Here is a 24206-nt window from a genome sequence, read left to right as displayed (position 1 = left end):
CCTTTATTTGGTATTATTCGTTCTCGCTATCTTTTTTCTCTATATATGCTAAATGATCTAAAACTTTTTATGTTTGATTTACGCAAGTGGAAAAAGTTCATGCATTTTTTGACGATTTTGTGACATTAGGTCGAAAAAAAGATGAACTTTAGAAAAAAATAAAGCTAATAAGGGCAGATTTTGATAGCATAACAAGGTAGATAGAGAAAAGATTTTGAGAAAGTACATTTCAGATTCACTACATCAATAGGAAGGATGGTGATCTTCTTGTTCAGAGCATTTAAACCGTTACTTTTATTAGCGATGTTGGCTGTTGTTTTCGTACTGGGCGGATGCAGCGACATTTCCGTTTTAGATCCGAAAGGACCTGTAGCAGACCAGCAGAAAGATCTGATTCTCTTGTCAATCGGATTTATGCTGTTCATTGTCGGCGTCGTATTCGTACTATTTACAATCATTTTAGTGAAATACCGCGACCGCAAAGGCAAAGACAGCGGAAATTACAAGCCCGAGATGCACGGCAACACGTTCTTAGAAGTAGTCTGGACAGTGATCCCAATTTTAATTGTTATTGCACTTTCTGTGCCTACCGTACAGACGATATATTCGTTAGAAAAAGCGCCTGAAGCGACAAAGGATAAAGAGCCTCTTGTTGTTTATGCTACTTCGGTAGACTGGAAATGGGTATTCAGCTACCCTGAGCAGGATATTGAGACGGTTAACTACCTGAACATTCCTGTAGACCGTCCGGTTTTATTTAAAATTTCTTCAGCAGATTCAATGGCATCGCTATGGATTCCTCAGCTTGGGGGACAAAAATACGCGATGGCGGGAATGCTGATGGATCAATACTTACAGGCTGACAAAGTGGGAACATATGAAGGCCGCAACGCGAACTTCACCGGCGAACACTTTGCCGACCAGAAATTCAACGTAAAAGCTGTTACGCAAAAAGACTTTAACAGCTGGGTGAAAAAAGCCCAAAGCGATTCTCCAAAGCTGACGAAAGAGAAGTATGACGAACTGATGCTTCCGGAGAATGTCGGAAAATTAACGTTCTCTTCTACACACTTAAAATACGTTGACCACGGCCAAGATGCCGAATATGCGATGGAGGCGCGCAAACGCCTTGGCTACAAAGCCGTATCACCGCACTCTAAAACAGACCCGTGGGAAGATGTAAAGAAAAACGAATTTAAAGTATCCGACGATAAACAAGATTGAAATTGAACAAGAAAGGAGGAAGCCCGAATGAAATTGAGATGGGATGAATTTTTTGTAACAGGTGACCCATTAATTCTGGGCGCACAAGTTTCCATTGCGCTTTCCACTATTGCTATCATCGTTGTACTCACATACTTCAAAAAGTGGAAATGGCTCTGGTCTGAATGGCTGACGTCTGTAGACCATAAGAAACTTGGAATCATGTACATTATCTCTGCTGTTATCATGCTGTTCCGCGGCGGGGTCGACGGCTTGATGATGCGCGCCCAGTTAGCGCTTCCTAATAACAGTTTTTTAGACTCAAACCACTATAATGAGATCTTTACGACTCACGGTACGATCATGATTATCTTCATGGCGATGCCGTTTTTAATCGGTCTGATCAACGTTGTCGTACCTTTGCAGATCGGTGCGCGCGACGTAGCATTCCCTTACTTGAACAACCTGAGTTTCTGGACGTTCTTCGTAGGTGCGATGCTTTTCAATATTTCTTTCGTTATCGGAGGTTCTCCGAACGCAGGATGGACGAGTTACATGCCGCTGGCAAGCAACGACATGAGTCCCGGGCCTGGTGAGAACTTCTACCTGCTCGGTCTTCAGATTGCCGGTATCGGTACGCTGATGACGGGTATCAACTTTATGGTGACGATCCTGAAAATGCGTACAAAAGGCATGACGCTGATGCGTATGCCGATGTTCACATGGACGACGCTGATTACAATGGTTATTATCGTATTCGCCTTCCCTGTTTTGACAGTGGCATTGGCGCTGTTATCATTTGACCGTTTGTTCGGCGCTCACTTTTTCACGCTGGAAGCCGGCGGTATGCCGATGCTTTGGGCTAACTTGTTCTGGATTTGGGGACACCCTGAAGTATATATCGTTATCTTACCGGCATTCGGTATTTTCTCTGAAATTATTTCAGCGTTTGCAAGAAAGCAGTTATTCGGTTACAAAGCGATGGTCGGCTCAATTATCGCCATTTCCGTCCTGAGTTTCCTTGTATGGACCCACCACTTCTTCACAATGGGGAACAGTGCGTCCGTTAACTCTTTCTTCTCGATTACAACGATGGCGATTTCGGTTCCGACCGGGGTTAAAATCTTTAACTGGCTCTTTACGATGTATAAAGGCCGGATCAGTTTTACAACACCGATGCTGTGGGCGCTTGCGTTCATCCCGAACTTCGTTGTCGGCGGGGTAACAGGGGTTATGCTTGCGATGGCTGCAGCGGATTATCAATACCATAATACGTACTTCCTCGTATCTCACTTCCACTATGTGCTGATCGCGGGTACGGTATTTGCATGTTTCGCAGGATTTATTTTCTGGTATCCGAAAATGTTCGGCCACAAGCTGAACGAAAGAATCGGAAAATGGTTCTTCTGGATCTTTATGATCGGATTTAATGTATGTTTCTTCCCTCAATACTTCTTGGGGCTGCAAGGTATGCCTCGCCGTATTTACACTTACGGACCGAATGACGGATGGACTGCATTGAACTTTATTTCAACTGTCGGAGCCTTCATGATGGGTGTCGGATTCTTAATCCTTTGCTACAACATCTACTACAGCTTCCGCTACTCTACTCGCGAGATCAGCGGAGATTCATGGGGCGTGGGACGTACGCTTGAGTGGGCGACTTCATCTGCGATTCCGCCGCATTACAACTTTGCGGTGCTTCCAGAAGTGAAATCTCAAGATGCGTACCTGCAATTGAAAGAAGACAAAACGGATATTCATCCGGAAAGCAAGTTCAAGAAAATCCATATGCCGCACAACTCCGGAAGACCGCTTATTATGTCAGTGGCGTTCGGTATTGCTGGCTTCGGACTTGTATTTGAATGGTTCTGGATGGGCATTGTCGGCTTGATCGGCATTCTGCTTTGCATGGTGCTTCGTTCATTTGAATATGACAATGGCTACTATATACCTGTTGAAGAAATAAAAGAGACGGAAAGAAAGATTTCCGAATAAAGGAGGCGTGATTTATGGAACATGCAGAACACGGCAATTCTAACGCGCCTATGGAATATCAATCTGAAACCGGCAGACTCAATATTCTCGGGTTTTGGATCTTTTTAGGGGCAGAGATTGTGTTGTTCTCAACACTATTTGCAACCTTCTTCGTTCTTCAAAGAAGAACAGCAGGAGGAGTCTTACCGGCTGAATTATTTGAAGTGAAGCTTGTCATGATCATGACATTCCTGCTTCTGATCAGCAGTTTCACCTGCGGGATCGCTGTTCATGAAATGCGTCGCGGAAGTTTAAAAGGCGTCGTCATTTGGACGATCATTACGCTTCTTCTCGGTGCGGGCTTCGTCGGATGTGAGCTTAACGAGTTCATCCACTATGTACATGAAGGAGCATCTCTCGGTACAAGTGCTTTCTGGTCTGGATTCTTCGTCCTTCTGGGAACGCACGGAACGCACGTAACGATCGGTATCTTCTGGATTGCCGGCATCTTACTGCAATTGAAGAAACGCGGATTAACGCCGCAGACGTCTTCAAAAATCTTTATCTCAAGTTTATACTGGCACTTCTTAGACGTTGTTTGGATCTTCATCTTTACAGGCGTCTATCTCATCGGATTGGGGGGACTATAATATGGCAAACAAATCTGCTGAACACAGCCACTTTCCGTGGAAGCATATCGTAGGTTTTGCGTTGTCTATTATTCTGACCCTGCTGGCCCTTTGGGTTGCGGTATATACGGATTTAAGCTCATCAGCAAAACTGTGGATCATTTTCGGATTCGCATTTATCCAAGCCGGTCTTCAGCTTCTCATGTTCATGCACATGACAGAAAGCGAAAACGGCGGGATTCAAGTCGGAAACACGCTCTTCGGATTTTTCGGAGCGATTGTTATCATCCTTGGTTCCATCTGGATCTTTGCGGCGCACTACCATCACGGTGACCATATGGATGGAAACCCTCCTGGCGGTGCGAAGCAACATTCCGAACATCAGGAATAAAAAGAAACCCTCTTCGTTCAGGCGAAGAGGGTTTTTTGTGCCTTTATTGGCTTCTTCTCCGGCGCAGGCGCGGAAGGCCGTAAATGATAAAGGCGGCGATATGGGCAACGATGACGTTGACGGCAAACAGGATGATCATGAGTGTGTGGCCGAGAGGGGACAGGCTGCTGGTTGCGTAAAAATAGAAGAAAACCCACATGAGAATAATTGGCGGTATGGCCGAAAGAGCGACTTTTTTGTTATCCAGCCAGATAAAGAGGGGTGTTGCGCTTGCGACCAGTAAATAAGCAAAAAACATGTCCATCTTACATGTCTCCTTTCATTTTATGGGAGCGTTTCCAAAATGAAATACAGAGAATAAAATGTGTCTGTTTTGTGGTCGTTTTTTGAACATTTTGTTACAATTATTATACCATGTTTTCCAATTTTTGATACCGCTTTTTCGAGAAATGTATTGCAACTATTGCCTCATTTTTGGATAGGTACAAGAAACCGGAAAGGTCAAATACCCTGTCACATTTCCGGACAAGGGAATGGCACAGGCTGTGAACCTTTGCTATGTTCAAAGAAAACATGCACAGCAAGGGTGGTTTTGAAGTGGACATAACAAAAGACGATGTCACAGCGCCGGACGTCATTGCGCTTTTGCAGGAGCATCTGAAGAGCATGACCATGCATTCTCCCCCGGAAAGTATACACGCGCTCAATGCGGACCGGCTGCGTCAGCCTGACGTTACGTTTTGGAGTGCGAGGGAAAACGGCGTCCTGCTCGGCTGCGGCGCCTTAATGGAGCTAAACAGCCGGCACGGTGAGATCAAATCAATGAAAACGGCTCCGCATCATGTCAGAAAAGGCGCAGCCAACCGGATCCTCCGCCATATGCTTGAAGAAGCAAGGCGGCGGGGCTATCAGCGGATCAGCTTAGAAACCGGTTCTATGGAGGCTTTTCTCCCCGCCAGACGCCTGTATGAAAAAGCAGGGTTTCAATATTGTGATCCGTTTGCACATTATAAAGAGGACCCGAACAGCTTGTTTATGACGTTAAACATAGACTGAAACCCCTTTTCTGACGAGAAGGGGTTTTTTATCGGAAAAGTTTCATCATGACCGAAACATTTCCTTTTCTGACACGTCATATGTCGTGTAGTCCCCAAACCGTAAAAAATAAAAAGGAAGCAACCTCATCATGTTTTCTTGAACGGTGTTCATGTATAATAAACAATAGTGACTTCCGATGAAAATGTAAGGCGGGATAGAATGAGTCGATATAAGAAACAGCAAAATCCCTATTATCAGGGGGATTTGATTTTTATATTTGGTGTGTTTTTAATAATTAGTGTTGCGGCGATTTATGCGGCCGGACAGTTCGGGCAGTATGGAAGTGATGCCTGGATGAGACAGATCGTCTTTTATGTCATCGGAGCCGGTCTTATGGTCAGTATCATGTATTTTGATTTAGAGCAGCTTGAAAAACTGAGTCTGTACGTATTGATTGCCGGCGTGCTGTCGCTGCTCCTTTTGCGTGTGGCGCCGGAATCCATCGCGCCGATCAAAAATGGAGCGAAGAGCTGGTTTAAAATCGGCAGCTTTACCCTCCAGCCCTCTGAGTTTACGAAAATAGGAATTATGATGATGGTCGCGTCCATTATATCGAAGGCGGGCCCGAAAGATCAAAGATCACTTCGGGAAGATGTCAATCTGCTTTTGAAAATTGCGGCATGGACGGTTATTCCGATCGGGATGATCGTTTTGCAGGATGCCGGAACGGGTGCGATCTGTCTGTTTATCGTTATGGTGATGGTGTTTATGTCAGGTGTAAACTGGAAGCTGATCACCATTATCGGCGGTTCGGCCGCGCTTGTGCTTGGACTATTCTTAGTGCTTGTAATTGAATTTCCCCATGTGGCGAATTCGATCGGTATTGCGGATTATCAAATTAACCGGATTACATCGTGGATGTCTGACTCCAGTGCGGCAACGACTCAGGCCGAGAGCGATAAAAGCTGGCAGGTGGATCAGGCCGTTATGGCGATCGGATCGGGCGGCATTACCGGAAACGGCGTTCATAATCTGAAAGTGTACGTACCTGAGGGACAGACCGACTTTATCTTTGCGATTTTGGGTGAAAGTTTTGGATTTTTAGGCTGCGCCATTGCGGTTGTCATGTTTTTCTTTTTAATTTACAGGCTTGTGGTGCTGATTGACCGCTTGCATGCGTTTAACCGATTTGGTGCGTTTTTTTGCGTAGGATTTACTGCACTTATCGTGATTCACACCTTCCAGAACATCGGGATGAATATCGGCATTATGCCGGTTACCGGTATTCCGCTGCTGTTTGTCAGCTATGGGGGGAGCTCGGTGCTTTCTACATTAATCAGCTTCGGGATCGTATATAACGCAAGTGTGCAGCTGACGAAATATAAAAGCTACTTGTTCAATTCTTAATGTGAGACGGCTCGTTTTTCGGGCTGTCTTTTTTTGTTTAGAGCATTTCGCTTTTGGCATGATACTCTTTCGGATATGATATATAGAGAAGGAGGCTTTATATATGAACAATACCATCGAAACCATACTTAATCATCGGTCGATCCGATCATTTACTGACGAGCTTCTGACAGCAGAAGAGATAGATACATTAGTGAAAAGCGCCCAGGCGGCGTCAACGTCCAGTTACGTGCAGGCTTACTCCATCATCGGCGTAACCGATAAGGAGAAAAAGCGGAAGCTGGCGGCACTGGCCGGAAACCAGCCTTACGTCGAAAATAACGGGCACTTGTTTGTGTTTTGCGCTGATTTGTACCGCCATAAAAAACTTGCTGAGGAAAAAGGAGAAAACATTACCGAGCTTCTTGAGAATACGGAAATGTTTATGGTCAGCATCATTGATGCCGCACTTGCCGCACAAAACGTAAGTGTTGCCGCGGAATCAATGGGACTCGGCATTTGTTATATCGGAGGCATTCGAAATGAACTTGATCAGGTGACAGAAGTGCTTGGTACACCTGACCATGTGCTGCCGCTGTTCGGCTTGGTAGTCGGTCATCCCGCTCATCCGTCCGGTCAAAAGCCGCGCCTGCCGAAACAAGCCGTATATCATGAAAACACGTACGATACGAATGAAGAAAACTTCCGCAGTTATATGAAGGAATATGATGAAACCATTTCCGATTATTATGATAAACGGACAAACGGCAAGCGGGTTGAAACGTGGTCTGATCAAATCCTGCAGTTCATGAAACAAAAACCGAGAACCTATTTAAATCAATATGTAAAAGATAAAGGTTTTCAAAAGAATTAAGAAAAAACCTCTCCTGACCGGGAGAGGTTTTTTTATGTTTCACGTGTAACATATTTCGACAAAATGGAACAAGGTATATAAATGTTTATCATCAGGGATGCTTATAAGCATACAGAAAGAAAAAACGGCTTAGCAGTGGTACGATGTTGATGAGGTGACAGTGATGATTTCATTAAGTATATTGGATCAATCTCCTGTATCAGAAGGTTGTTCTGCGGAAAGTGCACTGCGGAATACAGTAAGATTGGCGCAGGAGGCGGAAAAGCTCGGATATAAGAGGTTTTGGGTGTCAGAGCATCATTTTTCAGAGCGGTTGGCGGGCTCAAGCCCTGAAGTGCTGATCAGCCATATTGCGGCGAAAACGAATGACATTCGGGTAGGATCAGGCGGTGTGATGCTTCCGCATTACAGCGCATATAAAGTGGCGGAGAATTTCCGCGTGCTCGAAGGGTTGACGCCGGGCAGAATCGATCTCGGATTAGGGAGAGCGCCGGGCGGAATGCCGATCGCATCATGGGCGCTGAATGACGGCGGGAAGCGTAATGCTGATCAATATCCGCAGCAGCTTCGTGAGCTGGCGATGTATTTGCATGATGCAGCTGATGACAATCACCGTTTTCCGAATCTGACCGCATCACCCCTTATTAAGACGGCGCCGGAAGTCTGGCTTCTCGGTTCTTCGGGGGAAAGCGCGCTTCTGAGCGCAGAAATGGGAGCAGGCTATATGTTTGCCCATTTTATTAATGGAGAAGGCGGAGAGAGCACGACAGCACAATATAAGCGCAGATTTAAACCTTCTCTATTAGGAAAAGAACCAAAAACGGCCGTGGCGGTGTTTGTGCTGTGCGCGGATACGGAGGAGAAAGCGGAGGAACTCGCGGCTGTCATGGATTATACGCTGCTTGCGGGTGAACAGGGGATTCCGCTTCACGGCGTACCGTCTTACGAAACCGTCCGCGGCAATACGTATACACCGTATGAACAAAGACGAATTGCCGATAATCGGAATCGGATGATCATCGGAACGAAGCAGCAAGTGAAAGAACAGATTCTGGCTCTCAGTAAAGCATACGGAACAGAAGAAGTGATGGCTGTAACCATTACTCATCATTTTGAAGATAAACTTCAGTCATACCGTCTGCTTCGAGAAGCTTTTGCCGATTAATCAGAAAGAAACCCTGCTGATGCTCCAGCAGGGTTGTTCGGTTATTCAATGATAAAAGGTTTTTCAGTCAGCACCTGGCTTGATTTCCCTTTGTTCGCGGCATAGGCCAGCATATAATATTCTCCTGCCGGCAGTGCGGTGTCACCATTGACTTTGCCGTTCCAGTCGAAATATTGATAGCCTTTATCCTGCTTTTTGTAGATGCCGGCTTGGCCGACAAAGTCAAGATTACTGTCATATACAAGGAAGGCAAGCTCTTCGGCTCCCGCCGGAAGATAGGTTTCAATTTGGTAGGTTCCCTGCGTTGTGCCGTCCTGTACGTCGATTGACGTTACGCGCGGATAGTCCGGCTCTTTTACAATCAGCAGCGTCGGCACTTTTGCGACTGTTTTTCCGCCTTCACGCACTGTGACGGTTCCCTCATAGGTGCCTGCCTTTACTTTTTTGGCATTGACCTTTACTTTGGCATTGACCTTTCCGGTTTGATGAGCGGGGATCACGACCCGGTCTGTGCCCGAAACGGTAATGCCCGTGCCGTTGAAAGAGTACTCGAGCTGATATGATTTTCTGATGGACGATTGGTTTTCAATCGTAAAGGTTTCTTTTTTCGTTTCATTGCCTTTGTCTTTCATAAACGTTCCGTAAGAATAACTTCCCGGGGTGACAAGGGAGTCTGCTTTGATCGCCTTCATGATTCTGATGCTTCCGGCGCCTTGCGCATTATGCGGGTATACGTCACCGTCCGCGTCCGTTAAGGTTTCCGCCGTGTTCATAAGAGCGGCTTTTATTTGTTCCGGGCTCCATTTCGGTTTGGCCTGCTTGATGACGGAAGCTGCGCCGGCTACATGCGGGGAAGCCATGCTCGTTCCCTGCTTCGATCCGTAGCCGTACGGGTCGGCCGGATCATGGGTCGGAATGGTGCTGACGATGTTTACGCCGGGAGCGGAGACGTCAGGTTTAATCATCCACGTGTCCATAACCGGACCGCGTGACGAAAAGTCTGCCATTTGTTCAGTGAGCGATTTAGCCACGGATAAATGGAATGTCGCTTTTGTGCCGCCCGCTTTTAATTGGCTGACGAGTTTTTCGCCGTCTTCTGATGAAAGCTTAACCGTCGGCACGGACATGCCCGGTACGTTGGCTTCAATTTCTCCCGGGGCATTGTTATACACAACCATACCGATCGCGCCCGCTTTTTTGGCGTTGTCTGCTTTATCCACAAAGGCGATGCTGCCCCGTTTGACGACCGCGACTTTTCCTTTCAGATCTTTGCCTTCAAAATCCTTTTGCTCGCCGATACCCGCCTCTATGAGCTCTGTTTCTTTTTTATTCAGTGCTTTTATGTCATCTTCTTTGTTATACCCCATTACTTTCGCTGAGGAATAGGAACCGAAGGAGACGGCGTACTCGTTCAGCGGCAGCTGTGTCGCTCCGACGGAGATAGCTTCTCTGGACGTTCCCGGAGAGCCGACGGTCCAATTGTTCGGCCCGCTGTTTCCGTTTGATGTAACGGCCGTGACGCCTTCTGACATCGCCCAGTCAAGCGCCGTGCTTGTCGCCCAGTCTGGGTTATTCACAGAATTGCCGAGAGAAAGGTTCATGACATCCGCTCCGTCCTGTACGGCGCGTTCAATGCCGGCGATGACGTTCTCCGTTGTTCCGCTTCCGCCCGGACCGAGCACACGGTAGGCAAGGAGTGTAGCGTCCGGCGCTACGCCTTTAATCGTTCCGTTTGCCGCTACCGTGCCCGCGACATGGGTTCCGTGGTCAGTCGACGCGCCTCTCGGATCACCGGACGGCGTTTCTTCAGGATCGTAATCGTTATCCACAAAATCGTATCCTTTATATTGTCCGAAATTTTTCTTTAAGTCAGGGTGTTTATATTCGACACCGGTGTCAATAATGGCCACCTTGACGCCTTTCCCCGTATAGCCGAGCTTCCACGCGTCATTTGCCCCTATATAAGGCGCGCTGTCATCCATCTGCGGAGACACGGCATCCTTAGATAGGGTGATGTCTTTATCTTTCAGCTGATCGGTATGATAGGTGACGTTCGGATAAACCGCTTTGACATCCTGATCACTCAGCAGTTTCGGAATTTCATTTGCCGGGAGTTTCATGGAGAAGCCGGAAAACACTTGCTCATATTCCCTGTTGATTTTTCCGTGTTTAATGGTTTTGAGCGCTTTCTTTTTCACTTTTGAGCGTTCGCTTTTCAGCTTGCTTTTTGTCTGTGCTTTGCCGAGTTCCTTTGCTTCCGCCAGTGACTTTTCCTTCAGCTCGACGATGACTGTCGTTTGTTTGCCGGTGGTCATATCAATGTCACCAAATACCTCAGCCTTCTCAAGATCAGGAGTTTGCGGTTTTGTTGCCGGCGCAGCCTGTGAACTTGTGGATAAGGTAAAGGATAAGACAAAAGCCGGAAGCAGATAACGGATGATTCCTTTTTTCAATCGTGTTTCCCCCTTTTTCTTTATCTAAATTAGAAATCTAGTATATATTTCTTGAAAATTCAAAATAATCCTTGTGACATATGACTCATTTATGGAAATTGGTCTGTGAATAAGGAGGGAGTTATACACAGAATCCTGTGCATAACTGAATAAAATTGTGTATATATATTGTTGGGAACGAGTGTTCCTATACAAAATATAGATCGAGTTTGTGGATATGTGGATATGCCCTGTGTTTAAGCTGTGCTTAACCAAGGGATAAGGTGTGTATAACTTTTTTTATCGGCTTTTCCATTTTTCAGGTCATTTCCATCAGCTTTCAACAAAACTTCTGAAAACTAGTTTGTTTTTTCACTCATATTGTGACAAACAATTCGCCCTGCCGCGTCTATCATAGAGTCATAGGGTTGCTAGACCCGCTAGTTTTTAGCGGAGAAGGATCGGCCGCCTTTTCCGTTAAAGCGGAGAGAAAAACAGGCCTGCGAACAAGCTGTCTGTCAAAAAGAAGCGGAGGGATGATTTGCAATGAAACGTTTGCTAGTATCTTTACGGGTGTGGATGGTCTTTCTGATGAACTGGATGGCGCCGGGTAACGGAAGATATCCATTAGCCGCCGTGTACGGAAACCAAGCGGCTTATCATAAGAAAGCGAAGCGGACGGCTGGTGCTTTTTCGTTTGTGAGCCGAGTCCGATCGGCGGATTTGACCGATGAAACGAAATCGGCCCGCGGCAGGCTGGATAAAAACCGATGGATGCCTGTCCGCAAAGAATTGCCGAAACGGGAGCGCGCGGGTCCGGCACCTTTACATCATATGAAAAAGAGGGTACAATCCCACTAAACATATGAACGGGAGCGAACCTCTTGAGAATAGACAAAGTATTAAATAACAATGCGGCGTTAATAAAAGAAGACGGACGGGAAAAGATCGTAATGGGTCCCGGAATCGCTTTTCAAAAGAGAAAAAATGATGTGATTCAAAAACATAAAATTGAAAAAATATTTGTCGTGCACGACGAAAATGAAAAGTTCAAACAAGTGTTAGAAACGCTTCCCGAAGAGCATATAGAGGCGGCTGAAGATATCATCAGCCATGCGGAGGGAGAGCTTGCGGCGCCTTTGAACGATCACATCCACATTGCGCTGGCGGACCATTTATCCTTTGCGATCGAAAGGATTCAAAACGGCCTTCAGGTGCACAACCGATTGCTTCATGAAATTAAGGCGCTTTATAAAAAAGAATATGAAATCGGCCGCTGGGCGGTTGAACACGTGAAACAAACCCTCGGTATATCATTGCCTGATGATGAGGCGGGGTATATCGCGCTTCATATCCACACTGCCAAGGCGGATGCCAAAAGCATGTATTCGGCGATGAAGCATACAACCATGATCAGAGAAATGATCGAAAAGATCGAATCCTTTTTCGAACAGAAGGTGGATGAAGACAGTATTTCCTATCAGCGCCTCGTCACGCACTTGCGGTATGCGGTCAGCCGGTTGGACTCAAATGAAGCACTCCATTCCATGGACGAGGAGATGCTTTATTTCATCCAAAAAAAGTATCCGTTTGCTTATCGGTGTGCGCTTGAACTGGCGGCGTTTTTAAAAAATGAATATGATTTGGAACTGCCGGAATCCGAGGCCGGCTATATTACGCTGCATGTCCAGCGTCTGCAAAAAAACCCGGAATAACGCGTCTGTTTCGAGAAACAGACTTTTTTTTTGAAAACATATTGACGAAAGCGCTATCATGAAATAAAATGAAAGCGCATTAAAAAACTGAATCGGCGGGATTGTGACTGGTAATGCAGGCAAGACCTAAAATTTGCGTACATGAAAAAGGGATCATGCTGACCTTTTTCGTTGGCGAATTTTAGGTCTTTTTTGATTTTAGAAAGGGGGATACATCATGAATTATCAAGAAACGGCAAAACAGCTTATCAAACATATCGGAGGGAAATCAAATATCATCAGCGCGACACATTGCGCCACACGGCTCAGGCTCGTCATTCAAGATGAACAGAAGATCAGCCAGGCCGATATTGAAGAGACAGAAGGAGTAAAAGGGGCTTTCAGCAGCTCGGGGCAATATCAGATTATATTCGGTACCGGCCTTGTGAATAAAGTGTATGACGCTTTTTCAAAAGAAGCCGATTTGGGGCGCGAGGATCGTGAGACACATCAGGACGCGGCGAAAAAAAAGCTGAATCCGGCCGCAAGATTTGCGAAAACACTGTCTAACATATTCGTTCCCATCATTCCGGCTATCGTGGCAAGCGGACTTTTAATGGGGCTGCTCGGTATGATGAAGGCTTTCCACTGGGTGTCTGAACAATCATCGCTGTTTAAGCTTTTAGACATGTTTTCAAGCGCGGCGTTTATCTTCCTGCCCGTATTCATCGGGTTCAGTGCGGCGAAGGAATTTGGCGGCAATGCCTATCTCGGTGCAGTGCTCGGGGGGATTATGATCCATCCGGCGCTTTTGAATCCGTGGGGGCTTGCGGATGCATCGCCTGATTTTATGCAGCTCTTCGGCTTCGACATTGCGCTGCTCGGCTATCAAGGGACGGTCATCCCCGTACTGTTAGCCGTTTACATTATGAGCAAAGTGGAAAAGGGCACGAGAAAAATGGTGCCTCACGCATTCGATTTATTGGTCACGCCGTTTGTCACGGTGATTGTCACAGGATTTATTACCTTTATCGCAATCGGTCCGCTTGGCAGGGCGATCGGATCGGGCATTACCGTCTCGCTGACATATGTGTATGATCACGCGGGCATTGTTGCCGGACTTCTTTTCGGCGGTCTTTATCCGCTTATTGTGCTCACCGGTGTGCATCACAGCTTTCATGCGATTGAGGCCGGCCTCATCGCTGATTTGGGCAGAAACTATATCCTTCCTATCTGGTCGATGGCGAATGTCGCTCAGGGCGCGGCGGGACTGGCTGTATTTTTCCTGACAAAAAAAGCGAAAATGAAAGAAATCGCTCTGCCTGCCGCATTTTCCGCTTTTCTCGGCGTAACCGAACCAGTTATTTTCGGTGTGAACCTAAGGTACCGGAAGCCGTTTATCGCGGGAATGATCGGCGGAGCGCTGGGAGGGGCCTATGTCGTGGTGACCGGTGTCGCAGCCAATGCTTACGGTCTGACCGGAATTCCGATGATTGCCATCACGGCTCCGCTCGGTTTAGGAAATCTTATAAACTATCTGATCGGAATGGGCATCGCCTCTGTCTCGGCGTTTATTGCCGCTTACATTATGGGAGCTAAAGAAAAGGAGGCCGTCAAATGAGGACACCGGATCAAGAGCTGCGCCTGCAGGCTGAGGAAGCGAAAAAGAAGCGGCAAGAAACAGCCGCGTCAGATCCATACCGCCAGAACTATCATGTTATGCCGCCGGTCGGGCTTTTAAATGATCCGAACGGCGTCATCCAATGGAACGGCGTATATCACTTGTTTTTTCAATGGCAGCCATTTCATACGGGGCACGGCGCGAAATTTTGGGCGCATGTGACGACGAAAGATTTCGTTGAGTGGAAAGAGGAAGAAATCGCGCTTGCGCCGGGTGAGTGGTATGACAAAAACGGCTGTTATTCCGGAAGCGCCATCGAAAAAGACGGGCGGCTCTGCCTGATGTACACAGGCAATGTCCGTGACGGAGAAGGAAATCGGGAAACGTATCAATGCCTCGCCGTATCCGAAGACGGGATCGTATTTGAAAAAAAAGGAATCGTCGCGCGTCTCCCAAAAGGCTATACCGCTCATTTCCGTGATCCGAAGGTTTGGAAGAAAGACGGAGCGTATTACATGGTGCTCGGCGCGCAGACAGAAAAGCTCACCGGAAGCGCTGTATTGTTCACATCAGAGAACCTGACGGATTGGACGTTTCTCGGTTCGATTGCGGGGGCGGACTCGGGCGGTCTCGGGTCATTCGGCTATATGTGGGAATGTCCCGACCTGTTTTCCCTTGACGGAACCGACGTGCTGCTCGTATGTCCGCAGGGGCTTGAAGCCGACGGGATAAAATATCATAACAGCCACCAGGCGGGCTATTTCCTCGGCAGGCTGCATACAGAGCCGCCAGAATTTAAGCACGGTGAATTTACGGAGCTTGACAGAGGATTTGATTTTTATGCGGCGCAGACGCTGGAAGATGATAAGGGACGGAGGATTCTGTTCGCGTGGATGGGCGTTCCGGATCAGCATGAGGACAAGCATCCGACACATGCGTATCACTGGATTCACTGCTTAACGATGCCGAGACAGCTGTCACTGTCCAACGGCAGAATCATACAGCGCCCGCTTCCGGAAATGAAATCGCGCCGCACGGATGAACAAAAGCGCCGTCTTCAATTGAATTGCTCGTCTGTAAGCCTCCCGGTGAAAGATGCGTCCCGGGCTGAAGTGCTGCTGGAAGACATTACTTGCGAATCCGGTTTTGAAATCTCAATTCGGGGCGCGGCCCGGTTTATATTTCATCAGGAAGAGGGGCTGGCTGTGCTGGAGCGCACCGCTTTCAGCGGAGAAGAAAAAGAAAAGAGAAGCTGCGCCATCAGCGAGCTGCATTCCGTCCAGCTCTTTCTGGATGCATCCTCCATCGAATTATTTTTGAATGATGGAGAAGAGGTATTCAGCGCCAGATATTTTCCTTTCCCGGGAAATGATGACGTAACCGTCACTTCGGTTGGAAAAACGGAAATAAATGCCTCAATTTGGACACTTTTGTAGAAAATCGTTCTTTTTTCTTATGTGAAACCTATGCCATCTGTGCTATTCTTCAAACGAAAGCCTATGATTCCAGGAATAAAAGGAGTTGTTTTCTCAGTTTTGAAAAATCAGAAGATGACGCCGAAATGTTTACTTGTCAAAGCCGCAGAGCAAGTGGAAGATAAACGGGAAGAATATAAAGAAGTATTGCTTCAGCTGAATCGCATGCTCAAGAGGGCTGAGCCGCACAATGAATGGAGTGATCGGCTGAGGCATACATATGAACAGATGAAGGAATATGCGCTGTTTGTGCAATCGATTGAGATGTTTTTGCGGTCATCCGCGAAAAAAATGAAATAATCCCCCTCGATCATGAGGGGGATATTTATTTTATTTTATTTTCCGCTAAGACGCATCGCCGAATGTTTAGTCGGTCCGATGTATTGGTTCAGCGGGAAGGATCCTTTGATTGCCGCAGTGATAAATTCTTTTGCCGCATAGATGGCTTCCTTCACTTCAGCGCCTTTGGCCAGTTCTGCCGTCACGGCGGCGGAGAATGTGCATCCGGCTCCGTGCGTGTAAGGTGTATCAATCATTTCGCTTTCTAATACTTCCGCGGTTTCTCCGTCATACAGCACGTCGATCGCTTTTTCATGTTTCAATTTGCCGCCGCCTGTAATCAATACATATTTCGCGCCGAGTTCGTGAATTTTCTTGGCCGCTTCTTTCATGTCTTCCACCGTTTTTAATTCATCCATACCGCTCAGCTGGCTTGCTTCAAACAGGTTTGGCGTGATGACGGTTGCCAGCGGCGCCAATTGGGTGCGAAGCGCTTCGGCATGCTCCGGATACAGCACTTCGTTCGCTCCTTTGCAGACCATGACAGGATCAATAACGACATTCTTCAGCTGTTTTTCTTTAATCGTTTTCGCCGCAAGCTCGATGATCTCCACGGTAGGGAGCATTCCCGTTTTCATGGCGTCTACGCCGATTCCGTCAACAATCGTCGCCAGCTGTGCGCGAATCGTATCGGCATCAATCGGAAATACTTGATGATCCCAGCTGTTCTCCGGGTCCATCGCTACGATCACGGTCAAAGCCGTCATTCCGTATACGTTTTTTTCTTGAAATGTTTTTAAATCGGCCTGGATTCCCGCGCCGCCGCTGGAATCAGAACCGGCAATAGTAAGTGCTTTGTGCATTGACATATCAATGGCCTCCATCAGTGTTTTATATCTCATTATAGTTAGATTTTCTCCCGATCACAATACGGAAGGCTTGGAGGAATGATTTGACAGCCGCGGGGGATGTGCGTACAATACCTACATAAGATTACTAGGTAAGGGTGAGAAAATAAATGCTCAACAGGGAGCTTGTAAAGGGAAGCACGGTCATTCTGGTGCTGACGCTGCTGAATGAACGGCCCATGTACGGGTATGAACTTGTGAAAGAAATGGAGAAAAGAAGCGGGAATGAACTGCAAATGAAGGAAGGCACGCTGTACCCATCGCTTCATAAGCTTGAACGCCAAAGCTATATTTCTTCTTACTGGGAAAAGCAGACCAAAGGGCCCGACCGAAAATATTACCGGATCACCGATGAAGGAAAAAACATTCTAGCCGAACGGACGAAGGAATGGAATCTGTTCTCCGCTCTGATGGACCGGATGCTGAAGGGGGGCGGGCAGAATAGATAAAGACCTTTATGTGCACGAAATCAGAAAAGGGCTGGAAGGCAAGGCCGGAAGCCGTGAATTATTAAAGGAAATCGAAAGCCATATTCATCATGCCATTTGTGTTCATCTGGAAAAAGGCAAAACCGAAAGCGAAGCGATGGAGCTTATTCTGCGGGAAGTGGGGACTCCGTCTGAAATTATCTCTGCTTTTCAAAAAGCTTCGACGGTGCCCGCGCGGACTTTTATGCTCTTTTATCTGTTCTGCAACTGCGCTCTTTTTGTGATGGGGGCGATGATTACGATGATGCACGCGTGGAGGATTCATCCCGCAGTTGACGCGCTGTGGAAAGGGATTTCCGTGTCAGTATGGCTGATTATGATCGGTTATGTGCTGTATTGGTTCCAAATCGGCTATCAAGCTGGCAAAGAGTTCGGGGCTGGCGGCAAAAAGCTTGCAGAGCGGACGGTATGGGCTTCAATGGTGCCGAATCTATGTTTTATGTTTGTCTTTTTGTTCAATCTGGTTCCGGCTGGGCTGTTTCCTTCGGCGGTCACACCGAGTTTTGCGGCAGTATGCGCCGTTGTGACGGTATGTTTTCCGTTTTGCGGCAAAATGGGTTTTTACGCAGGCAGGCAGAGACTTGCCTGATCTTTTTTACTATATACATAGAGTATCTATATAGGAGTGTTTATATGAGATTAGGTTCGTGGATGTACGGCGCGTGCGCCCAAATAGCCGTTACCGTATTTACCGTCTGCGGCTTGGTTCTTGCATTGCCCGTTGTGAGTCTTTTTATTATGGTTCTGAATGGGATGCAAGACGCTACTTTTGTTGTTTTCAGTATTTTGCTTCTTCTATTGTTTTATGCGCTGGGATGGATTTGGGCTGTTTCGTTTGCGCGTGAGTGGAAGGTGAAACTTTTCGAGCTGCAGGTCAGCTCGCTCATTCCGCTGGCGGGTATATTATACTTGTACATTGACAGCGGGGTGAGTATACCGGAACTGATTCATGATTGGCATGAGGATGGATGTGCGCTTGTCCCGCCGGCTTTTGTCTGCTTGTGCACATGCTATGCGATGGTGTTGGTGCCTGTTTATCAATCAAAACTGTGGAATGCCATGGAGGCGGGCAGACTTAATGCCAAGGCGGTATGCACTGTTTGGGGAGACCTTCTGATCATTCTGGTTTTGCTGGCGGGGATGACGTGGATTTGTTTCTGAATGGGCCGAAATCAAAAATCCCCCCTGATCTCTCCGCCGCTTTATGTTTTAATAGAACATGAGAAAAAGCAGAAGGAGCGGGTCATGAATATATCAATTGTCATAGTCACGTATAATCGGATTCCGGCTTTGTGTGAGCTGCTGGAGTCGATTTCCAGGCAGACCATTAAGCCTTATGAAGTGATCATCGTAAATGATGCCGGGGAATCGGTCGAACACGCGAAGCAGCTGTACAGCGATCTGCCGATTCAGATTATTGATTTAGAACAGAATGCCGGACATGTGGAAGCGCGGAACGCAGGTGTGAAAAAAGCGTCGGGTGATTATATCATGCTGTGCGATGATGATGATTTCATTACGCCGGGCCATTTGGAAAGAATGACGGCTGCACTTGCTGATGCGGATTTTGTCCATTCTGACGCGGAAATTGTGTCATTTGAAGAACGGGGCGGCACGAGATACCCGGTGTCACGAAAGCCGTTCGCCTATACGGCGGATTATGCGGATATGCGGGTATTTTCCACGTACGTTCCGTCAGGCAGCATGTACAGACGTTCTCTGCATGACACGTTAGGGTATTTTGATCCGGATGTCCATAATTATTGGGACTGGGACTTTTATTTGCGCGCCGCGAAACAGCACCGTGTGAAGCGTGTGCCTTGCGCGAGCGTCATATATGCGTTTTTTGAGGGAGGCGGCAATCAGTCCGCGGATCTCGGCGGCAAACGGAAGCGGTACTTAGACCGGTTAAGCGAAAAGCACGGGCTTGGGGAGCTCCCGACGAAAAACTTCGCGGTTCTTCTAGAAGAGCCGGACATGAAGAGGCGGGAGGCGCCGACTGACATTGTGTGGGACGGAAAGCCCGTCCATTCAAGACTGCACAGTTCATAAGGGGGACGGACAGTTTGAAACAGCTTTTAAAAGACAGCTGGTGGAATCAGCTGAAAGATGAATTTGACAAACCGTATTATCAAGAGCTGAGAGAGATGCTGAAACAAGAATACAGCAGCCAAACGATTTATCCTGACAGCCATGATATTTTTAACGCCTTGCATTATACGCCCTATGAGGATGTAAAAGCGGTCATTCTCGGACAGGACCCGTATCACGGGCCAGGACAGGCGCACGGGCTTAGTTTTTCCGTTCAGCCCGGGGTCAGACAGCCGCCGTCTTTGAAAAATATTTTCATAGAACTTCAGGACGATATCGGCTGCCCCGTACCGAACCACGGATCGCTCGTCAGCTGGGCGAAGCAGGGAGTGCTTTTGTTAAACACAGTGCTTACGGTTCGCCGCGGTCAGGCCAATTCCCACAAAGGCAAGGGGTGGGAGCGGCTCACTGACCGCATCATTGATGTGGTGAATGAAAGAGAGAAGCCGATTGTCTTTATCCTGTGGGGGCGTCACGCGCAGATGAAAAAAGAGCGCATTGACACATCGAAACACATTATTATTGAATCGACTCATCCGAGCCCGTTTTCGGCAAGGAACGGTTTTTTCGGGAGCAGACCGTTTTCCCGTACAAACGCCGCCCTTGAAAAAATGGGGGAGCAGCCGATCGATTGGTGCATCCCCGACCTGCCGCAATAAACGGTTTTTTGAGACGCTTCCGCCCGGCGGAAGCGTCTTTTTTGATGTTCCGGGCGGTATGCCGTCAGAAAAAATAACAAACTCAATTCTGCGATCCGCTCAGAAATTTGATAAAATGCAGGAAGAAGACAAATTACTGCTGGAGGATTTACTCATGAACATACATATCTCTGCTTTAATTCAGAAGATGGAAGAAGAACTGAGGCAGGCGAAAACGGCGACCCGCACCGAGGAGGTCAAAATGCACGCGGCCGCCATCCGCTCTCTGTGTGATGTCGTGCTCGGCACTCAGACGCACACCGCTCCGGCGCCTGTGCAGAATCCGATTCCGAAAGCGGCGCCGAAACCTTCCGCGTCTCCTTCGACAGACCCGCTGCTGCTTGAAAAAATGATGGGCAGCGCCGGGCTGAACCAATATCAGAAAAAAGCGAAAGACGAACGTGAGGAAGACGGAAACGGGGATTCCATTTTCGATTTTTAACAGGAGAGGTTGATTGACTTGAAACTGATACTCGGGGGTTTGCAATGGACGGCATTTATGATTGCGGCTGCGATTGTAGTTCCTGTCGCCATCGCACAATCATTTCACTTGAACCATGCCGATTCTGCCGCATTGATTCAGAGCACATTTTTTGTGCTTGGCGTCGCTGCGGTCATCCAATGTCTCCAGGGACATCGTCTGCCGATTAATGAAAGCCCGGCAGGCTTATGGTGGGGCGTATACACGATTTACGGCGGACTGACGGGCACGGTGTTTGCGACATTCGGCGAGACGCTGCGGGCGCTGCAGGGGGCGCTGTTATTAAGCGCTGTCTTTTTCTTTTTGTTCAGCCTTTTTAAAGTGATTGAACGGCTGGCCGTGCTGTTTACGCCGGTTGTGACCGGTGTGTATCTGCTGCTGTTGGTCATGCAGCTGAGTCAGCCGATTGTGAAAGGCCTTTTGGGCATCGGCTATTTAAAAAACAGCGTCGACGGCCTTGTATTCGGGCTCGCCATGGTTGTGACGGCGGCGATGTTCATCATGTCCCGATCGAATGTTACGTTCTTAAGACAGTATGCGATTCTCCTTTCGCTTGCCGGCGGATGGATCTTATTCGCCGTCTTCGGCGCTGCCAAACCGATTCAAATACCGGATCGCGTGATTCAGCTGCCGGTTCTTTTTCCGTTTGGAAAACCCGTGTTTGACAGCGGCCTGATCATTACGTCACTCTTCATTACCGTGCTTTTGATTGTCAACATGCTCGCGAGCATCCGGGTTGTAGAAGCGGCGGTGAAAAAATTCGGCGGCACCGTTGGGAAACGGCGTGAGCGTCCGGCAGGGTTTGCGGCTTCGATCAGCCACCTTTTGAGCGGGCTGTCAGGGGGCATTGCGCCTGTGCCGATTTCAGGGGCGGCCGGTTTTATTGAGACGACGAAGCTTCCTTCGAAAAAGCCGTTTCTTTTGGGAAGTGTATTTGTCATGATCATCAGTATGATCCCGCTATTTATGAATGCGTTTGCGAGTCTGCCCTCACCGGTCGGCTTTGCGGTAAACTTCGTCGTTTTCTCCACGATGGCGGGTCTTGCCTTTACGGAGTTTGACTCTTATGAGAAAGCGGAGCAAAAACGAATCCGTTCCATTATCGGTCTGGCGCTCCTCACGGGGGTCGGCGTAATGTTTGTGCCGGAGAGCGCGTTATCAGGGATGCATCCGATCCTGATTTCGCTCTTAAGCAACGGCCTTGTGCTCGGAACGCTGCTGGCGATAGCGATTGACCGAATCCAGCTTATCAAAAAGAAAAAATCCGACAATCTCGTGTCATCGGATGACGGACGTTGAATTTTGCCGATGTTGGGTTATGATTGAATTGGAAACTTTAACGAAAAGGCGGGAGAAAAATAGATGAAAGTGTTTATTATTCTTGGTGCGATTAACGCTTTATTGGCCGTGGCGCTGGGCGCTTTCGGCGCGCATGGGCTTGAAGGGAAAATCCCCGATAAATATTTGCAGGTGTGGCACACAGGCGTGCAATATCATATGTATCACGCGCTCGGTCTTCTGGCTGTCGCGTTTTTGGCTGAAAAGCTCTCTGGCGCAGGCAGTGTTTCTGTTGCGGGCTGGCTGATGTTTGCGGGCATCGTTCTGTTTTCAGGAAGCCTGTACGTATTGAGCGTGACGCAGATTTCCATTCTCGGCGCGATTACACCGCTCGGCGGCGTGGCGTTTATCATCTCTTGGATTATGATTATCGTCGCGGCCGTCAAATATTTATAAAGAAAAAAAGCCAATCCTCTGTCAAGTGAGCGATTGGCTTTTTGATTTATCTCGGAGAATAAGAAGACATGGAGTACGGATAAGTATAAGCGATTTCCTCATCAAATGTGATGTAATCAAGGTAAATGGTCAGAAGCAGATAGCGGGTGCCCGTTTTCGGATCGCTGATGATGATATGGTCACGTCCCGCCGCCTCAATCACACCGCGGAAAATCTTTGAATTCCATTCTTTGCTGTTTTCAAATGTCATATAAATCGTCGCCGTTTTGCCCCGGTTCAACCGCAGAATATTTTCAATGTATGACTCTTCAATCGGCAGCATGCCGGGAACGTTTTGTGACGATGATGGACCTGACGGGATTTGAAAGCTGCCGCCGCCCTGCTGCTGCGGCTGGCCGGGGAACCCCCCGCCGAACTGCTGGCCTTGCTGCATCGGCATTGTCATTTGCTGCTGCATCGGCATCATTTGTGATCCTTGGCCCTGAGGCTGCGGATAAGGATTAGGCCCGAGCTGCGGCTGGAATCCCTGCATATCCATTCCCATCCCCATCCCCTGCATTTGCTGATATTGATTCTTTTTCGGTTTCATATTGTTCCTCCTTTGATGAAAACCTCTTGATGCTGAAACCTCCTGACAAGTATCAGACAGCCGACAGAGCGGCTGCTGTTTTTATCTATTCCACCATATGAGCCCAAAGAAAGATTTATGCGAAAAAAGAAAATACGATCCAATGTTTCCGGATATCAGAGCCGGCTTTTTTTGTGCGCGCAATGCTGACTTTTCACATAATAGTCTGTATTCCTAGCGCATCTTCCGCATAAGGAACATATGATAGCGGTAGTTTCAGGTGCGAAAAGGGGGTGACGAGTTGCCTAAAGTGTCAGTGATCATGACGAGCTATAACAAAAGTGACTATGTGGCCCGCTCTATTAAAAGTATTCTGTCTCAGACGTTTACGGACTTTGAGCTGTTCATTATGGATGACAACTCAAATGAAGCGACATTGGCGGAAATACGTCCTTTTCTCACGGATGACCGCGTCCGGTTTTATCAAAGCGATGTATCGGGCGTCAAAGAAAGAACGGAAAAAACACGCTACGCCGCCTTGATTAATCAGGCAATAGAAATGGCGGAGGGCGAGTACGTGACGTATGCGACCGACGACAACACGTATGTGCCGGAACGGCTTGAGAAAATGGTGAAAGAGCTTGATGAAGACCCGGAAAAAGCCGTCGTGTATTCAAGTTCCAAAACCTATTATCTGAATCAGCGGAAAGAGACGGTGAAGGAGACGGCCAGGCCCGCCGAACGGATCGTGTGGAACGCGCCGTGCGCCATTGACCATTGTTCGGTCATGCACCGGTTTTCCGTGCTGGAACAGGTCAAATCGGCATTCGGTTCCTATTGGGATGAAAGCCCCGCGTTTTACCGTATCGGTGACGCCCGTTTTTTCTGGAGAGTGAATCATTTTTATCCGTTTTACCCGATTTCTGAGGAGCTTGATATCAATTATATTACCGATCAATCCATCCATTATCAGCTTTTCGCGGCGGAGAAAAACGAGTTTGTGAACAGCCTTCCGCAGCAGACCACGTGCCGGGAGCTGAGGGAATCATTAAAAAAGCTTGGAAAGGAGTGAGG

At 47.8% G+C, this 24206-nt stretch carries 26 protein-coding genes; 22 read left to right on the top strand and 4 right to left on the bottom strand.

All coding sequences use genetic code 11. The features are described from left to right. Positions 1–258: 258 nt before the first annotated feature. From qoxA to qoxD, 4 genes are read left to right on the top strand one after another with little or no spacing between them, the layout of a single operon-like run. The gene (qoxA, locus tag AC2CGA_RS10280; RefSeq protein WP_014306059.1) at positions 259–1224 is read left to right on the top strand and encodes a cytochrome aa3 quinol oxidase subunit II; all 966 of its coding nucleotides are present in this window, start codon (positions 259–261) and stop codon (positions 1222–1224) included. A 27-nt stretch (positions 1225–1251) separates the two neighbouring features. Beyond that, entirely contained in the window at positions 1252–3201 is a 1950-nt protein-coding gene (gene qoxB, locus AC2CGA_RS10275; RefSeq protein WP_012118743.1) for a cytochrome aa3 quinol oxidase subunit I, read from the top strand. Positions 3202–3215: 14 nt separating this feature from the next. Beyond that, entirely contained in the window at positions 3216–3830 is a 615-nt protein-coding gene (gene qoxC, locus AC2CGA_RS10270; protein ID WP_003150930.1) for a cytochrome aa3 quinol oxidase subunit III, read from the top strand. Between the two features lies 1 nt (position 3831). Further along, entirely contained in the window at positions 3832–4200 is a 369-nt protein-coding gene (gene qoxD / locus AC2CGA_RS10265; protein WP_003150932.1) for a cytochrome aa3 quinol oxidase subunit IV, read from the top strand. 43 nt (positions 4201–4243) lie between these two features. Here the strand turns inward: qoxD and ywcE are convergent, their stop codons facing one another. Continuing rightward, entirely contained in the window at positions 4244–4504 is a 261-nt protein-coding gene (gene ywcE / locus AC2CGA_RS10260) for a spore morphogenesis/germination protein YwcE (protein ID WP_003150937.1), read from the bottom strand. A 293-nt stretch (positions 4505–4797) separates the two neighbouring features. On the opposite strand from ywcE, the gene AC2CGA_RS10255 reads away from it, so the two are divergent. From AC2CGA_RS10255 to AC2CGA_RS10240, 4 genes are all read left to right on the top strand, one after another. Then, positions 4798–5256: a GNAT family N-acetyltransferase gene (locus AC2CGA_RS10255; RefSeq protein WP_024085944.1), complete on the top strand. Its 459-nt coding sequence runs from the start codon at positions 4798–4800 to the stop codon at positions 5254–5256. Positions 5257–5457: 201 nt separating this feature from the next. Next, positions 5458–6645 (top strand): FtsW/RodA/SpoVE family cell cycle protein, encoded by a 1188-nt coding sequence (locus tag AC2CGA_RS10250; protein ID WP_007614568.1) that lies wholly within the window; start codon positions 5458–5460, stop codon positions 6643–6645. A gap of 103 nt (positions 6646–6748) precedes the next feature. Then, positions 6749–7498, top strand: coding sequence for an oxygen-insensitive NADPH nitroreductase (gene nfsA / locus AC2CGA_RS10245; protein ID WP_003150944.1), 750 nt, complete (start codon positions 6749–6751; stop codon positions 7496–7498). A 163-nt stretch (positions 7499–7661) separates the two neighbouring features. Next, positions 7662–8663, top strand: coding sequence for an LLM class flavin-dependent oxidoreductase (locus AC2CGA_RS10240; protein ID WP_015387532.1), 1002 nt, complete (start codon positions 7662–7664; stop codon positions 8661–8663). A gap of 41 nt (positions 8664–8704) precedes the next feature. Here the strand turns inward: AC2CGA_RS10240 and AC2CGA_RS10235 are convergent, their stop codons facing one another. Continuing rightward, positions 8705–11116, bottom strand: coding sequence for a S8 family peptidase (locus AC2CGA_RS10235; RefSeq protein ID WP_484480186.1), 2412 nt, complete (start codon positions 11114–11116; stop codon positions 8705–8707). A gap of 525 nt (positions 11117–11641) precedes the next feature. Here AC2CGA_RS10235 and AC2CGA_RS10230 point away from each other — a divergent pair. From AC2CGA_RS10230 to AC2CGA_RS10210, 5 genes are all read left to right on the top strand, one after another. Then, entirely contained in the window at positions 11642–11956 is a 315-nt protein-coding gene (locus AC2CGA_RS10230; protein WP_003150952.1) for a hypothetical protein, read from the top strand. Between the two features lie 23 nt (positions 11957–11979). Next, positions 11980–12810, top strand: a complete 831-nt coding sequence (locus AC2CGA_RS10225) for a PRD domain-containing protein (RefSeq protein ID WP_024085942.1) — start codon at positions 11980–11982, stop codon at positions 12808–12810. Positions 12811–13027: 217 nt separating this feature from the next. After that, positions 13028–14410 carry a sucrose-specific PTS transporter subunit IIBC gene (locus AC2CGA_RS10220; protein ID WP_003150956.1) on the top strand — a complete coding sequence of 461 codons (1383 nt, stop codon included), beginning with the start codon at positions 13028–13030 and terminating at the stop codon, positions 14408–14410. Further along, positions 14407–15846, top strand: a complete 1440-nt coding sequence (locus AC2CGA_RS10215; protein WP_024085941.1) for a sucrose-6-phosphate hydrolase — start codon at positions 14407–14409, stop codon at positions 15844–15846. Before AC2CGA_RS10220 ends, AC2CGA_RS10215 begins: the two co-directional genes overlap by 4 nt. Positions 15847–15909: 63 nt before the next feature. Continuing rightward, a complete protein-coding gene (locus tag AC2CGA_RS10210; RefSeq protein WP_046341456.1) occupies positions 15910–16185 on the top strand; it encodes an LOG family protein in 276 nt (91 codons plus the stop codon). Between the two features lie 35 nt (positions 16186–16220). Here the strand turns inward: AC2CGA_RS10210 and AC2CGA_RS10205 are convergent, their stop codons facing one another. Beyond that, complete coding sequence (locus AC2CGA_RS10205; RefSeq protein ID WP_095318324.1) at positions 16221–17033, bottom strand: bifunctional hydroxymethylpyrimidine kinase/phosphomethylpyrimidine kinase; 813 nt, start codon at positions 17031–17033, stop codon at positions 16221–16223. 149 nt (positions 17034–17182) lie between these two features. On the opposite strand from AC2CGA_RS10205, the gene AC2CGA_RS10200 reads away from it, so the two are divergent. The 8 genes from AC2CGA_RS10200 (at position 17183) to AC2CGA_RS10165 (ending at position 22564) form a co-directional block, all read left to right on the top strand. After that, positions 17183–17521 carry a PadR family transcriptional regulator gene (locus AC2CGA_RS10200; RefSeq protein WP_326233392.1) on the top strand — a complete coding sequence of 113 codons (339 nt, stop codon included), beginning with the start codon at positions 17183–17185 and terminating at the stop codon, positions 17519–17521. Beyond that, positions 17514–18149: a permease prefix domain 1-containing protein gene (locus tag AC2CGA_RS10195; RefSeq protein WP_326233410.1), complete on the top strand. Its 636-nt coding sequence runs from the start codon at positions 17514–17516 to the stop codon at positions 18147–18149. The genes AC2CGA_RS10200 and AC2CGA_RS10195 overlap by 8 nt, the downstream gene beginning before the upstream one ends. A 44-nt stretch (positions 18150–18193) precedes the next feature. Continuing rightward, positions 18194–18721 (top strand): hypothetical protein, encoded by a 528-nt coding sequence (locus AC2CGA_RS10190; RefSeq protein ID WP_003150962.1) that lies wholly within the window; start codon positions 18194–18196, stop codon positions 18719–18721. Positions 18722–18805: 84 nt separating this feature from the next. After that, complete coding sequence (locus AC2CGA_RS10185; RefSeq protein WP_014306052.1) at positions 18806–19612, top strand: glycosyltransferase family 2 protein; 807 nt, start codon at positions 18806–18808, stop codon at positions 19610–19612. A 14-nt stretch (positions 19613–19626) separates the two neighbouring features. Continuing rightward, positions 19627–20310, top strand: a complete 684-nt coding sequence (locus tag AC2CGA_RS10180; RefSeq protein WP_003150965.1) for a uracil-DNA glycosylase — start codon at positions 19627–19629, stop codon at positions 20308–20310. 58 nt (positions 20311–20368) lie between these two features. Beyond that, positions 20369–20791, top strand: coding sequence for a YwdI family protein (locus AC2CGA_RS10175; protein WP_003150966.1), 423 nt, complete (start codon positions 20369–20371; stop codon positions 20789–20791). An 18-nt stretch (positions 20792–20809) separates the two neighbouring features. Beyond that, the gene (locus AC2CGA_RS10170) at positions 20810–22129 is read left to right on the top strand and encodes a purine/pyrimidine permease (RefSeq protein WP_003150968.1); all 1320 of its coding nucleotides are present in this window, start codon (positions 20810–20812) and stop codon (positions 22127–22129) included. Between the two features lie 63 nt (positions 22130–22192). Beyond that, positions 22193–22564: a DUF423 domain-containing protein gene (locus AC2CGA_RS10165; RefSeq protein ID WP_003150969.1), complete on the top strand. Its 372-nt coding sequence runs from the start codon at positions 22193–22195 to the stop codon at positions 22562–22564. 46 nt (positions 22565–22610) lie between these two features. Here the strand turns inward: AC2CGA_RS10165 and gerQ are convergent, their stop codons facing one another. Beyond that, a complete protein-coding gene (gerQ, locus tag AC2CGA_RS10160; RefSeq protein WP_043867528.1) occupies positions 22611–23153 on the bottom strand; it encodes a spore coat protein GerQ in 543 nt (180 codons plus the stop codon). Positions 23154–23433: 280 nt separating this feature from the next. Here gerQ and AC2CGA_RS10155 point away from each other — a divergent pair, with 280 nt between their 5' ends. Beyond that, positions 23434–24204 (top strand): glycosyltransferase family 2 protein, encoded by a 771-nt coding sequence (locus AC2CGA_RS10155; protein WP_484480185.1) that lies wholly within the window; start codon positions 23434–23436, stop codon positions 24202–24204. The last annotated feature ends 2 nt before the right edge of the window (positions 24205–24206 follow it).

This window comes from Bacillus sp. SYZHCR11 (genome assembly GCF_057196865.1).
This window is presented reverse-complemented; position numbering and strand designations above follow the sequence as displayed.

Excerpts from the sequence above, each read along its gene's own strand:
- qoxB (WP_012118743.1), top strand. The coding sequence starts at position 1,252 with ATGAAATTGAGATGGGATGAATTTTTTGTAACAGGTGACCCATTAATT.
- qoxC (WP_003150930.1), top strand. The coding sequence starts at position 3,216 with ATGGAACATGCAGAACACGGCAATTCTAACGCGCCTATGGAATATCAA.
- qoxD (WP_003150932.1), top strand. The coding sequence starts at position 3,832 with ATGGCAAACAAATCTGCTGAACACAGCCACTTTCCGTGGAAGCATATC.
- ywcE (WP_003150937.1), bottom strand. The coding sequence starts at position 4,504 with ATGGACATGTTTTTTGCTTATTTACTGGTCGCAAGCGCAACACCCCTC.
- AC2CGA_RS10250 (WP_007614568.1), top strand. The coding sequence starts at position 5,458 with ATGAGTCGATATAAGAAACAGCAAAATCCCTATTATCAGGGGGATTTG.
- nfsA (WP_003150944.1), top strand. The coding sequence starts at position 6,749 with ATGAACAATACCATCGAAACCATACTTAATCATCGGTCGATCCGATCA.
- AC2CGA_RS10240 (WP_015387532.1), top strand. The coding sequence starts at position 7,662 with ATGATTTCATTAAGTATATTGGATCAATCTCCTGTATCAGAAGGTTGT.
- AC2CGA_RS10230 (WP_003150952.1), top strand. The coding sequence starts at position 11,642 with ATGAAACGTTTGCTAGTATCTTTACGGGTGTGGATGGTCTTTCTGATG.
- AC2CGA_RS10220 (WP_003150956.1), top strand. The coding sequence starts at position 13,028 with ATGAATTATCAAGAAACGGCAAAACAGCTTATCAAACATATCGGAGGG.
- AC2CGA_RS10215 (WP_024085941.1), top strand. The coding sequence starts at position 14,407 with ATGAGGACACCGGATCAAGAGCTGCGCCTGCAGGCTGAGGAAGCGAAA.
- AC2CGA_RS10210 (WP_046341456.1), top strand. The coding sequence starts at position 15,910 with ATGATTCCAGGAATAAAAGGAGTTGTTTTCTCAGTTTTGAAAAATCAG.
- AC2CGA_RS10205 (WP_095318324.1), bottom strand. The coding sequence starts at position 17,033 with ATGTCAATGCACAAAGCACTTACTATTGCCGGTTCTGATTCCAGCGGC.
- AC2CGA_RS10200 (WP_326233392.1), top strand. The coding sequence starts at position 17,183 with ATGCTCAACAGGGAGCTTGTAAAGGGAAGCACGGTCATTCTGGTGCTG.
- AC2CGA_RS10190 (WP_003150962.1), top strand. The coding sequence starts at position 18,194 with ATGAGATTAGGTTCGTGGATGTACGGCGCGTGCGCCCAAATAGCCGTT.
- AC2CGA_RS10185 (WP_014306052.1), top strand. The coding sequence starts at position 18,806 with ATGAATATATCAATTGTCATAGTCACGTATAATCGGATTCCGGCTTTG.
- AC2CGA_RS10175 (WP_003150966.1), top strand. The coding sequence starts at position 20,369 with ATGCCGTCAGAAAAAATAACAAACTCAATTCTGCGATCCGCTCAGAAA.
- AC2CGA_RS10165 (WP_003150969.1), top strand. The coding sequence starts at position 22,193 with ATGAAAGTGTTTATTATTCTTGGTGCGATTAACGCTTTATTGGCCGTG.
- gerQ (WP_043867528.1), bottom strand. The coding sequence starts at position 23,153 with ATGAAACCGAAAAAGAATCAATATCAGCAAATGCAGGGGATGGGGATG.